This window comes from Pseudoalteromonas sp. J010 (assembly GCF_003934235.1).
GTDB lineage: Bacteria > Pseudomonadota > Gammaproteobacteria > Enterobacterales > Alteromonadaceae > Pseudoalteromonas > Pseudoalteromonas peptidolytica.
The window spans coordinates 90,916-103,692 of sequence record NZ_RDBW01000011.1 but is presented as its reverse complement, the minus strand read 5'-3'; the positions used below and the strand labels follow the sequence as shown (position 1 = coordinate 103,692).

The following is a 12,777-nucleotide window of genomic DNA, read 5'->3' as shown; positions in this document are numbered from 1 at the left end:
CGATGAGCACTTCATTAATCAACACAAAAATTAAACCTTTTAACGCAACAGCATACCATGGTGGCGACTTCGTAGAAGTTTCTGAGCAAGACCTATTAGGTAAATGGTCAATCGTATTCTTCTACCCAGCCGATTTTACTTTTGTATGTCCGACAGAGCTTGGTGATTTAGCTGATTATTACGCACAGCTTCAAGAAATGGGTGTTGAAGTGTATTCAGTATCAACAGACACACACTTCACACACAAAGCGTGGCACGACGCGTCAGAAACGATTAAGAAAATCCAGTTTCCTATGATTGGCGACCCAACAGGCCGTATTACTCGTAACTTCGGTGTAATGATCGAAGAGGAAGGGTTAGCGCTTCGTGGTACTTTTGTAATCAACCCTGAGGGTGAAATCAAAGTTATTGAAACGCATGACCTAGGTATCGGTCGCAGCGCTAAAGAGCTAGTACGTAAAGTACAAGCTGCTCAATACATCGCATCTCACGATGGTGAAGTATGTCCAGCGTCTTGGCAGCCAGGTGAAGAAACATTAGCACCTTCACTAGACCTAGTTGGCAAAATCTAAATTGTCAAAGGGAGTGCAGTATGCACTCCCAAGTCAACCATCCAGATGAACTGAGTTCATTGTTTTTGCGAATTTTTACTGTAGTTTCTGCAGAGGGTTACCATTTATGTTAGACAACCAAATTAAAACTCAACTACAAAGCCACTTTAGCTCTCTACAACGTCCGATTGAACTCGTCATTAGTCTTGATGACAGTAAAAAATCGCAAGAGCTAAAAGAGTTAGCGCAAGATTTAGCGTCTTTGAGCGATAAAATTTCACTATCTGAATCGAGTGAAGGCAAGCGCATACCACAAATGTCAGTTCGCGGTATAGACACAAAGAGTGAAATTACGTTTGCGGGCGTACCTATGGGGCATGAATTTACTAGCTTGGTTCTTGCATTATTGCACTCAGGCGGGCATGCCACTAAAGCATCGGCAGACGATCTCGAACTGATCAAGGGTATTGATAACCCATTGAACTTTGAGGTGTACATTTCACTGAGCTGCCAAACTTGTCCACAAGTCGTGCAGGCATTGAATCTCATGGCGGCTGTTAATCCAAATATTACGACTACGATGATTGATGGTGCTTTGTTCCAAGAGGAAGTCGAATCACGCAACATCATGGCCGTGCCAACCGTATACTTAAATGGTGAGCAATTCAGTCAAGGCGCAGTAAGCCTAAGCGATATTTTACTAAAACTTGATAGCAAAGCTGGCGAAAAACAAGCAGCTGTACTTAACAACAAAGAGGTGTTTGATGTGCTCGTTGTTGGTGGCGGCCCAGCTGGTGCATCTGCTGCTATCTATGCCGCTCGTAAAGGACTAAATACCGGTGTTGTGGCTGAGCGCTTTGGTGGTCAAGTTGCGGATACTCTGGGGATTGAGAACTTTATCTCAGTGCAAAAAACTGAAGGCCCTAAATTGGTTGCACAGTTGGAAGAGCATGTTAATCAGTATGGCGTTGATGTGATGAAGAATCAGCGTGCAGCGGCAATTAACAAAGGTGAAACTATTGATATCACACTTGAAAGTGGTGCGGTATTAAGAGCCAAATCTCTAGTATTGGCAACCGGTGCGCGATGGAGAAGCATGAATGTACCAGGCGAAACCGAGTATAAGGGTCGAGGTGTAGCATATTGCCCACATTGTGATGGTCCGTTATTTAAGGGGAAACCTGTAGCGGTAATTGGTGGCGGTAATTCGGGTATAGAAGCTGCCATCGACTTGGCAAATATTGTTGAGCATGTCACGGTATTAGAGTTTGCCGATACACTTAGAGCTGACGAAGTGCTGATCAAAAAGGCAAAAAGCCTTACCAACGTTACCATTATCAAAAACGCACAAACCACTGAAGTCGTTGGAGATGGTAACAAAGTAACCGGTCTTAACTATATAGACAGGGTAAGCGGTGACACTCATTCGTTAGCACTCGCTGGCATCTTTGTACAAATTGGGCTGGTGCCAAATACTGAATGGTTAAAATCGAGTGAAGTCGAACTTAGTCGCTTTGGTGAAATTGAAATTGACAGCAAAGGGGCGACAAGTTTAGCGGGCGTTTACGCGGCAGGCGATGCAACCACCACACCGTTTAAGCAAATTATTATTGCGATGGGTGGGGGAGCGACAGCAAGTTTAGGCGCTTTTGATTATCTAATTCGGTTAGGACAAGACGACGAGCAAGCTGCTTAAGTATTTGCATTATCACAAAGAATCATTGCAACTATACACCCATGCAATGCTCCCAAGCCACACTCCAGCAGTGTGGCTTTTTTTGGCTTATAGTCAGAAGGCTCGATGCTGCTTTGTATTCTATTTTGGTCTTTACGATAGTGGTTTTTAGATCAATTTATCCTGTTGATTAGGCTGGTAATATTTTCCCTCTTAGGCCGTTAAATAAACGGAGCTTACGAGCGACAAAAAACATAAGATCGCTGCGTAAAGCAGCTCCTACTCAAAGTGTAGTGGGCTGTGGGAGAGGTTATTTACCCAGCGAGACCAAATTGTAGTGGGCTTTGTGGGAGGTGGTTTAACGGGCGAGAAGTTACTCGCTTAGTAGAGTAGATGGTCGGTTGGTTAAGGAATACAAGATCGCTGCGTAAAGCAGCTCCTACCCAAAGTGCAATGGATTGTTTGGGAGATGGTTTATCTGGCGAGAAGTTACTTGCTTAGCAGAGTGGATGATCGGTTGGTTAAGGAATACAAGATCGCTGCGTAAAGCAGCTCCCACCTCAAAGTGCAATGGGCTGTTTTGGGGGTATCTGGCGAGAAGTTACTTGCTTAGCAGAGTGGATGGTCGGTTGGTTAAGGAATACAAGATCGCTGCGTAAAGCAGCTCCTACCCAAAGTACAATGGGCTGTGCAGTCGCTATTAAATGCTGAAGGGCAAAATGGCTGGCAACTAAAACAGGTTGTTATTCCTGCTTCAGGCTTTGGTGAATCTGATTCCATGGTTGTTATTTTGGAGCGAGAGACAGAATAACTGAGCTAGCGTTGACTCGTTTTTTTGCCTGTCACACCATCAATTCAAGTCTATTTACTACCTGTGGGTTGTAATGGTGCTGCGGAGATAAACTGCTCAAAATGTTCACACCAAATAATAGCACTCTGAAACTGAGTCAGATCAACTTGGCGATACTTGGGCTGCACAAACTGTGAAAATTGATTTATGTTGGCTATTTCTATCATGGTATGTTTTTGCGCTTTAAAGTCGGCTTCCGTCTCAATAAATGTCTTGGCGAGGTAAAGGCGATAATCAGGACCTGGAGCTATCTTACCCACGAATGCAATGTGGTTATCCGTAAAATAAATCTCCCCGACGGCGTAGTGCAATGCGTCTGAATCTTTAAGCTTTTTCTTGAATTGACCTTTGTATGATGCAGCTTTACTTATCTCAAGTATTTCCGCGTGGCTTGCCGCCGGWGGTTGCGTCATTATCGGCAAAGTGTACACACCCATAATAAACCCTGAGATAAACACCAAAATGAGCACCAGTAAGGTAAATAGCGTTCGCAAAATTATTCCCAAGTAAGCAATAGAGTTTAAGTATAGCCAAATCATAGAGTTATAGTAGGAAAATTAGATAAGTAAAAAGGGTTATTTTTAATTGTATTTATAGGGATAAAGTGTTTAATTGAATGTAATCTAGCATCTAATGTATATAAAAATTTACAAAGAATGGCGCCTTCTAATTGTTAATTATTAGAAAATAAAGTATTTCAATTGTTTTTATTATTGTAATAGTCAAGGTAAACAGGTGTTTAGGTAAAATTTAGATCGTGATGGTGTTTTTTTGATTTAATCATAAAGTATTGAATGTAATTAATAATCTCATCTATTGTTATTGATTTTTGCTTGAGTAAAATGCCCAAATCCAAGTTGGTTACTTAAATAAAATTAACCTGGATACTTTTTTGTTACAAAAGGATAAGGGCGAGAGCACGCCATGGACGAGCAAAAGCTTATCAGTTTTTAAAAAATGACAGCGTTGTTTTTATTGTCGAAAAACAGTGAAGTGGCCTAGGTAAGTCGTGTTTATCAACCAATAAAACCTTAGTACGCAGAGCAAGGCTGAATTTCGTGAGATAAGCAACAATAGATCCTCGCCCGTTCTAATCTAAATCGAAGTAGCTGTAGTTATTTCTCTAATCCGAGTAGAAGAAAATGAAAAACTCAATGTTAACAGTCAGTATTGCCATAGCGCTTGGTATGGCAGCATCGAACGCATTCGCACATGGCTATATGGATAGCCCAAAGGCAAGACAAGCGATTTGTGAAGAGCAAGGCGGGTTTTGGTGGCCAAAAGATGGAAGCAATATCCCAAACGCAGCATGTAGGGCGGCTTACCTTGCGTCTGAGCACGTGCAGTTTGTTCAAAAGCACGAGTTTGCAGCGAATGTACCTGATTACTTTAATTTGCACGCGGTGCAGGCTGCAATCCCTGACGGACAACTTTGTGCAGGGGGCGACAGAAGCAAAGCGGGCATGAATATCGCATCGAGTGAGTGGCAAAGAACCGCGATAACACCAGATGCTCAAAACCAAATTAAAGTTAGATTTCGTGCAACAACGCCTCACAACCCCAGCTTTTGGCAGTTCTATCTTACCAAACCGGAGGCTGATATTCAGTCAACGCCCCTTGCGTGGCAAGATTTAGAGCTGGTGCAAGAATATGGCAATGTTGACTTCTTCGTTGCGCCAGATGGTAAGCGCTATTATGAAATGCAGGTGGCGGTACCGAGTAAATTTAACGGGGATGCTATCTTATATACGCGGTGGCAGCGAGATGACGTTGTTGGTGAAGGCTTTTACAATTGTAGCGACGTCACTATAGTACGCGATACCACGCCAACTGAGCCGGTGAGTTGGACATCTGCGGGCTTCTTCATCAAACCCGGTCAACAAGCCAATGTAGGTGATACGGTGTGGTTACGTGTATTTGATGGTGATGGTCAAGAGTTGGTGCAAGAAAAACTGCTCATAACACAAAGCAATATCACCCACTGGGCTGCGCAATTTGCCAGTACACTTAATAATAATCATGCAAATACGTTGCAAATTGGCGTTCAACAAAGTGACGGCAGTATCACTTTTGATACTGCACAACTTGCTGCTAACCAGCTGTTTGTTAGTGATCCCCAGCATACTTTTAATCTTTCAATTTTGGCTAAGCCACAAAACCGTGCTCCTGTGGTGCACACCCCCGCGGATATCATGCTAAAAGAAAACGCTAGTACATCAATTCATGTTCACGCATTTGATGATGATAAAGATCCGCTCACCTTTTCATGGCAGATCCCAGCGCCACTGAGCTATAGCGGTAGCGGTGCAACTATCACGTTGATTGCACCAGAGGTTCAGCAAAATACCGACTATCAAGGGCAAGTAATCGTCTCTGATGGCACATTTGAAAAAGCTGTGAGCTTCACCATTACAGTCACCAACCAAACCGCACCACCAAATGGTGATACGTGGCGTGCCGATCAAGTTTATACCGCTGGCGATACCGCGGTGTATCAGGGCAAAAGCTATCGTGCTAAATGGTGGGTGAGAGGCCAAAAGCCTGATCAAAGTGATGCGTGGGAACTGGTCGACAAGTCTGATGCGAGTAACACATGGAATGCCAATAAAGCATATACCGGCGGCGACAGAGTGAGTTATCAAGGTGCTGAATATCAAGCGCGCTGGTGGACCCGTGGTGAGCAACCAGACACTACTTCTGTATGGCGTAAGCTTTAATGTAAAGTCCCTCTAACAAATCACTGGCAGGTATTGCTGCCAGTGAGATCAAATTTTCAATGATTTACATCATCTAACACAGAGCAGAATGTTACATCAGCTGCCGTGGTTTGATTTCAATATTAGCGCTATCAGAGCTGACCCATACCTCGCCATCTTGAATGGTAATAGTAAGCTTAATGCTGCGATCTGCTAACTGGGCTAAAGCCTGAGTCGCACTATAATCCAAGCTGAAAATACTCAGATTGTTGAAGTCGTATAACTTAGGCTGATGTTTTTGCCACCAAATAGCTTGATTGTTCTCACCATAAGTATAAAGGATCACTCGCTTTGATTTATTGCACGCTTTTTTAAGGCGTTTTTCATCAGGCAGTCCTAGTTCAATCCAAAGCTCAATCTCTTCGCTGTAATTCTTAACCCATAGCTCAGGTTCATCATCAGCGCATAAGCCCTTTGTAAACTCAAGTCCTTCACAGGCATTTAGTGCATAAGCAAGTAGCCTGATCATTAAACGTTGCTCATTTTCAGAGGGGTGTTGAGCCAGTGTTAAATTAACATCTTGGTAAACATGCCTGTCCATATCACTGAGAGATAGTTGGGCTTTGATAATTGTAGATTTGAGCGCCATAAAATTGCTTAAAAAATTTTTGCGCCAGTATAGCGGATTTTATACCAGTTGTATTAAGTAAATGCGCTATTTTGAGGCAGGGCAATAGCTTAAGTAGCACCGCTCTCGCGTCCTGCTATCGCCAAGTTACTTATATCCATATAGGCAAGGTAAAAATTTTGCTGTTTAGTTGTTCCAAATGAGCAATTTTTAACGAAGCTAAGAGGGCATTTAACCCTTCAAATTGATCAGAGAGTTAATTCAATTGGTATTTAATTTGGGATTGAGATAATAACACTGCAGAATGCGATGGTGGATACGAAACACAGCCTCGCAATGAGACTGTGTTTACTTGAATTACCTAACGTCTTAGCAGTTAATTACAGCTACTTGAGATATTCCAAATATTGGGTAACGACTCTTTTAGTGTGCTTACTTGAGCACAGTCGATATTTGGGTTTCCATATAGACTTAAATAATTCAGATTGGTCAACTTGAATAGCGGCGACAGATCTGAAACGTTGGTATAGTTCAACTCTAAGCGGGTAAGTTCGGCATAATCTTTAAGTGAGCCATAGTTTGTCAGCTTGGTGCTATCCAAGTCTAAATAAATTAAGGTAGTAGGCAAGCCAAAAAGCGCGAAGTCATATACGGTTTGGCGATTTGTATTTAACTCAAAGGAGGTCAATGATTGAGGAAGTGTAGCCTTAGCCGTTAGTTCACCCGTGAGTCTGTAGATATCTAGACTTTTTAAGGTGTGTAGCTGAGCTAAGCTAGGATCCCGCAACAAGGCACTGTTTACGGAGCCACTTAGTGTTAAACTATTAATAGCTTCAAACTGTGTAATTCCATTTAATGATTCAATTGCTGAGCCATCACAAGAGAGTGAAGTATTACGTATAGCATCTTGGTATCCGCGCTTTTCAATACATTGCTTAAATGCTTCATCGGTAATTAAGCTCAAATCGACCGGCTTCATAATACAGTTAGAGTTATACATACTTGTTGTTACACCACCAAGAGACTTTAGTAGCTCCTGATCATCACAATAAATGGCACTACTTTTTATTTCAAGTCTTTCAAGAGTGTGTAAACTGGCAAGCATGTCAGCTCTAAAAAACGTTGAAAAGTTTTTCAGTTTTAATGACTTAAGTTTAGTTAATGATGCTATCTCTGAGATATCAGCCGCTTGAGCATAGTCAATAAAGAGAGTTTCTAAGTTTTCAAATTGAGATACCTGGGTGATATCTTCTAGTTCTGTAAAGCCGCCTACCTTTAACGATTTCAGGCTCGTATTTACACCTAAAGCGTCAAGAGTTGTAATTTTGGTTTTATTACTATAATGGTATTCTTTTAATAACTCAGCTGATTCGAGCGCAGGAAAGTTAGCCAAGTTGACCATGTTTGAATATCGGTTACTTTTTACGCTTAATGTCTTTAAGTTCGGTAACGTTGCCTCATTTGAAGCCTCAAATAAACTAACTTCTAGGTTAAGTGTTTCTAATGCTTGCATTTTACTTAACATATCTAGTGCAAAGCTTGAGTAATCGTTGTAGACGGTGAGGTTGCGAATATTTTCAAGCTCAGACAATGCACTAAAATCTGTGTCACTATCCAATCCACGAATGTACAATTCGGTTAGGTTTGTTGTGAAACTTAGCCAGCCTAGGTCATTAACGCTGTGTAACTGATTGAGCTTCAATGATGTTAGCTTTGGCATCATTTGCAAAAACCGAAGAGAAGAAAGGTTCAGGCTCTCCAAAGATAAGGATTGTAGTTCCGTAAAAGTTGAAAGCTTGCCGGCATTATCAACGGTTAAATTGTCTAATGACAGAGATGTCAGCTTCGCATTACCACTGATGTCCGCGATATCAAACTTAACATTGTCGGAATAAGTACGAAGATCTAGTTTTTCCAACTCACTAAACTTTTCTAAGAATGAGAAATCTTCAATCTGCGTCCTGTTGAGTTCAAGAGTTGTCAGATTTGTTTTAGCTTCTATTGCCGTTGAGTCAGCGGCTTCGATATTATTAAGTGTTAATGCTGTGAGGTTAGGTATAGAGTTTAAAAATGACAGCGAGCTCAGATCGTACATATATGTCAAAGATAAACTTTGCAAGTTACTAAAGCGTTTTAGAGTATTTTTATCATCAATGTTTAGAGTATTTAAAGCTAAACGAGTGAGCTTATCACTTGGAAGTTGACTAAGCTGTATCGTTTCATATTGGTTACTGTCGTTGTCTATTTCAAGCGTATGAAGCTGTGCAAAGCCTGATAAATCTAACAAAGAAAAATCTAGGCGTTTACTATAATTATCACTTCCTTGGGCTTCAACAATAGACAATGACTCAAGTGTATTGAGCTTACTAATTTGTTCTAAATGTGCATCATTATTTGAGCTGTGCTGGGGCGCGGCAAACGCGTTATCGAGCTTTAACGTGGTGAGCGTAGAAATTTCAGCTAACTCTTCAAGATTATTCAGCTCAGCGTTTTTAATAGATACCGTAGATAAACCACTAATACCAGAGAGCCCTGCTAATGTTGCAATTGGGTAGTCTGTACAATCAACAACAGAAATACCCACGTCTTGATGTGTATCTGATAAACATTGCGCTAGCGCTGCGTCTGAAATCGTCAAGCTTGAAAGTGGAGCGTACGCACTTAGGTTGACCGTTAATTCTTGTGAGCTTGTGCTTCCTTTATCGTCGGTAGCCGTTAGCTTAAACGTGAGCGTAGTTGTTTCATCAATATCAGGAGCTCTAAATTCTAACGTTTCACTATTGTTTTTTGCTAGCTCAACAGTTGTACCTGCTGTTTGTTCCCATAGAAATGTTGCGATACTGCCATCTTCGTCATTTGCACTCGCTACAACGGTGATATTGTCTCGTTCCATAGCGGTGACCGGGGCTAGACTTGCAATAACGGGGGGGTTGTTTGTTGGCGTAGGCAGAGCGCTATCCGTATTATTATCGCTACTGCCTCCACCACAGGCTGCGAGAGTAGATGCTAGGAGAGAAGTGAAGATCCCTTTGTATATAGAGCTTTTTATCATCTTGATATCTTACTTAGTGTTATTGTTGAATTGGTTATCCGGCGTAGTGTACTTGATTAGGGTAAATGTTTCCAATAAGTGCACAATTTAATGAGGGCCACCAAGAGGAAGTGAGGCTTATTTGGCCAGTGTTAGCCGGGTCATAGTGGCCGGAATCCTCATGGCTTTCGACTTGCTATTTTTAAACGTTTAATACCAATTTGACTTAATGCTTGCTCAATTTGAAGGAGTAAATCTGACGCTAACAGCGTTAAAAATTTTTCATTTAGAACAACTAAATAGCAAAATTTTTGCCTTGCCTATGTGGATATAGGTACCTTAGCGATAGCAGGACGCGGTAGCGGAGTTATCGACAAGATTTTCTCGCCTCAAAACAGACCACTTAATTAAGCACATTGGTATAAATATTCATCTCTGAGGTCGTTTACATAGCTACTGCCATTTAGTAAATAACTGAATAAGTCATCCAGCGTATTAAGAATGAACCGCGGTTGTCTTGCATAAATTTAAATAGAGCTACTTTTGGTTTTTCGCGAAAATAGGTGGCCAACTTTTTGAGGATTTTTAGCTGCTCTGTTTGTTCAGCTAACTGGCGTTCTTTTCGCGCAGCCTGCGCAATTCCGATTCTGGTCGCCAGCTTCAGGGTGCTACTTTAAATTCGGCTGAATAAGTTTCTTTGGGGGTTCATTTTTTTATCTCTATGAGTTAGTTAACTAATTTAATGAGGTGTTCAAAAGTGTTGGAACAGTCAAAATAAAGCTGGTTATTGTGGAATTCTCTGCTTTGTGCATTACACAAAGAAATACATGTATCCGGCAAAGCTTCCTATTTCCCAAGCACATTACACTACTGCTAATCGCTCTTTATGCCTGTGCGCAAAGTTAGAGCCGACACAACCAGACATAATCAATAACTACTTCAGCACACTGTGACTGACGTGGCGGAGCTTGCCAGATGTTTGATGACAAAAAAAAATGGTTTCAGATTTACACTCAGCCAAACTGTGAAAAAAGGCTCAACACAAAGCTTGAAGCATTGGGCTTAACGAGCTATTTGCCACTGCGAAGATTAACAAAGCAATGGTCCGACAGGGTCAAGACAGTCGAAGAGCCTGCGTTTAAGTCTTACCTGTTTGCCAAGCTTCTCCCCGAGGAAATGCGCCTAGTCGAGCGACTGTCTGAATTTGGCTTTTTCGTTTCTTATGACGGCAGAAATAATGGTCATGGTAAGGTCTTTCCAAGCATTACAGATCAGGATATTGAGCAGATTGAGGCTGTTTTGCAAGCGTTCCCGGAAGCACTGGTATATGAAGACAGACGCCTTAAAAAAGGCGTGCAAGTGGTTATTCGCGAGGGCAGTTTAAAGGGCTATCGCGGGGCGCTGCTGGCTGATGCAACAGGTAACAAAGTCGCGCTTGCGCTGCAAGGTTTGTCACAATCTTTGGTCATCACTATCCCGGTTGAGTTACTGGACCTGGATCCACAGGCGCAACCTGAACCGCCAAAAAAGCGCTGCTCTGGTAAAAGTAGTATTGCAATTGAATAGGGTATGTCGTGTTTGTGAAACTTAAGGGCGAAAGTTTGCTGGATATCGAGCAGGTTGAAGCAAGTGCTCAGTCGCCCGAGCTGGTGATCCAGCAACTTTATCGGGATAAACGTGTCAGGCAAAAGCAAAGCAGCCCGACTCTGGGGTTCAACTTTATCCAGGATCTGATCATACAACCATTGCAAAACGGTGGGAAAACGGCACTACAGCTAACTGAATCCCGCTCTGACGATGTCAGTTACTCAGCGCTGGCAAGGGCGATTGCGATTACCACACTTGACTTGCAAGAAAACGGCGTGACCAGCGGTGATACTTTGATGCTGGTGAACTTGCCCGATCTGAGTTTACTGGTTCATATACTCAGTGCGATGCATCTGGGATGCGTGTTTTGTGTAGCAGATATGCCCCGAGATAATCGTTTTGAGCGATTTTTGCTCGGGCAAAAAATAGCGTCAATCACACCGCATCACATCATTGCTAATACCCAAGCAGAGCTACTGTGGCTCAGTGAGTCTGTCGAGCCAGCAAAGTGCAGGCTGCATGTCGCTGACATAGTGTCAACGCCACTTAGATGCTCAGACGATTTTCTGCTCAATAGTGTGAAAAAAGACGCGGCCATATATGGCGCAGATGAGCTTGTGTGTATCGAGTTCGACTCCGACTCATCAGACACCTGTAAACCCTACCAATTAACGGCTAGGATGTTTTTTGAGAGCCTGATGTTATCCAGTATTTATACGCTTAATCTGAAAAAAACCGACACGCTGGCGGTGCTGAATCCCGGGGCGCTGCGATATCAGCTGATGCTCACCAGCCTGTTCACCGGAGGTTGTTTTAAAGCACTGAGCCCAAGCAGCAGCATGCTGCGCGGCAACGGCTCCCTGCGCAAATTTAAGTGGTTAAGCAAACTGCTAGACTGGCGCGCCAACACGGTTTTGTTGTTGACTCCGACACTTCGGGATCTAGTTACTGCACAGTCCCTTTATATCCGGCAATGCAGGCGTTATTTTGTTCTCAACGACGATAACCAAAGTCAGCGCTGGCAGCGCTTTTATCAGTATAAGTGCCTGCACGCAAAACCGGAATTAATGGGAGTTTTTTGGCATAAAGTACTCGGTGGGATTGGTGCATTAAGCTATAAAAATGCTGAAACGGACACATTAAGTGTGCTCCCACTGCCAGGCAGAACCCATATGCTTATCGACAGGCAAACGGGCGCAGCGTCACTGAATGGGTTTGGCTACTGCGCTTATCTTCTTGCTGCTAATACGCTTTATATCACCCGTTATGGCAAGCTGAGTTACGGCGATAAAATCAGTTACTTCAATGAGCTAAATACTTCCAACTATCCGTGTACCGATATTCTTGGTTATCTGACACATAATACAGCCAATGAGCGTTGGTGGGTGTCTTATCATTTTTTAGCCGATAATCCACCTCAATTACAGGTCTTGTATTGTGCCAAACCCAACGGCGAAAACACCACAGACAGAGTCACCTGCTATTACGATGTAAAACACGCAACGCAAAGTCTGCTCACCGAGGCGTATGCAGAGGCTTGCGAGCAAAGCGATACGGCACCGACCGTCCGCTATGTGTATCGTTATCTGGGACATGAAAGCAGCCCTGACAAGCTAATAGCTAACCTTCAGGCCAGCCAGCATGTATTGGCAGCCAAATCCAATTTAGCGATTTACAACACCCTAAGTGAAATTCGCTATCTACTCGATATCAGACGCACAAAGTCTTAAACGCTTTATTTAAAACAAACAGGAGTTTT

Annotated in this window: 9 protein-coding genes; 6 read left to right on the top strand and 3 right to left on the bottom strand. The window is 42.6% G+C overall.

What is annotated here, in order from left to right; all coding sequences use genetic code 11:
- The first annotated feature begins 2 nt into the window (after window positions 1-2).
- The 3 genes from ahpC (at window position 3) to EAG18_RS07315 (ending at window position 3,037) form a co-directional block, all read left to right on the top strand.
- Window positions 3-572: an alkyl hydroperoxide reductase subunit C gene (gene ahpC, locus EAG18_RS07325; RefSeq protein ID WP_125251725.1), complete on the top strand. Its 570-nt coding sequence runs from the start codon at window positions 3-5 to the stop codon at window positions 570-572.
- A 106-nt stretch (window positions 573-678) separates the two neighbouring features.
- Window positions 679-2,247 (top strand): alkyl hydroperoxide reductase subunit F, encoded by a 1,569-nt coding sequence (gene ahpF / locus EAG18_RS07320; RefSeq protein WP_125251724.1) that lies wholly within the window; start codon window positions 679-681, stop codon window positions 2,245-2,247.
- Window positions 2,248-2,914: 667 nt separating this feature from the next.
- Window positions 2,915-3,037 (top strand): DUF4177 domain-containing protein, encoded by a 123-nt coding sequence (locus EAG18_RS07315; protein ID WP_275557243.1) that lies wholly within the window; start codon window positions 2,915-2,917, stop codon window positions 3,035-3,037.
- Between the two features lie 50 nt (window positions 3,038-3,087).
- On the opposite strand, the gene EAG18_RS07310 is transcribed toward EAG18_RS07315, so the two are convergent.
- Window positions 3,088-3,570 carry a DM13 domain-containing protein gene (locus tag EAG18_RS07310; RefSeq protein WP_275557242.1) on the bottom strand — a complete coding sequence of 161 codons (483 nt, stop codon included), beginning with the start codon at window positions 3,568-3,570 and terminating at the stop codon, window positions 3,088-3,090.
- Between the two features lie 648 nt (window positions 3,571-4,218).
- Between EAG18_RS07310 and EAG18_RS07305 the strand changes: the two genes are divergently transcribed.
- Complete coding sequence (locus tag EAG18_RS07305; protein WP_125251723.1) at window positions 4,219-5,793, top strand: lytic polysaccharide monooxygenase; 1,575 nt, start codon at window positions 4,219-4,221, stop codon at window positions 5,791-5,793.
- 91 nt (window positions 5,794-5,884) lie between these two features.
- Here the strand turns inward: EAG18_RS07305 and EAG18_RS07300 are convergent, their stop codons facing one another.
- Complete coding sequence (locus tag EAG18_RS07300; RefSeq protein WP_125251722.1) at window positions 5,885-6,421, bottom strand: YaeQ family protein; 537 nt, start codon at window positions 6,419-6,421, stop codon at window positions 5,885-5,887.
- Window positions 6,422-6,776: 355 nt separating this feature from the next.
- On the bottom strand, window positions 6,777-9,452 hold the full coding sequence (locus EAG18_RS07295; protein WP_125251721.1) for a hypothetical protein: 2,676 nt from the start codon (window positions 9,450-9,452) through the stop codon (window positions 6,777-6,779).
- Between the two features lie 954 nt (window positions 9,453-10,406).
- Here EAG18_RS07295 and EAG18_RS07290 point away from each other — a divergent pair.
- Window positions 10,407-10,997: a UpxY family transcription antiterminator gene (locus tag EAG18_RS07290; protein WP_125251720.1), complete on the top strand. Its 591-nt coding sequence runs from the start codon at window positions 10,407-10,409 to the stop codon at window positions 10,995-10,997.
- An 8-nt stretch (window positions 10,998-11,005) separates the two neighbouring features.
- Window positions 11,006-12,748, top strand: coding sequence for a hypothetical protein (locus EAG18_RS07285; RefSeq protein ID WP_125251719.1), 1,743 nt, complete (start codon window positions 11,006-11,008; stop codon window positions 12,746-12,748).
- The last annotated feature ends 29 nt before the right edge of the window (window positions 12,749-12,777 follow it).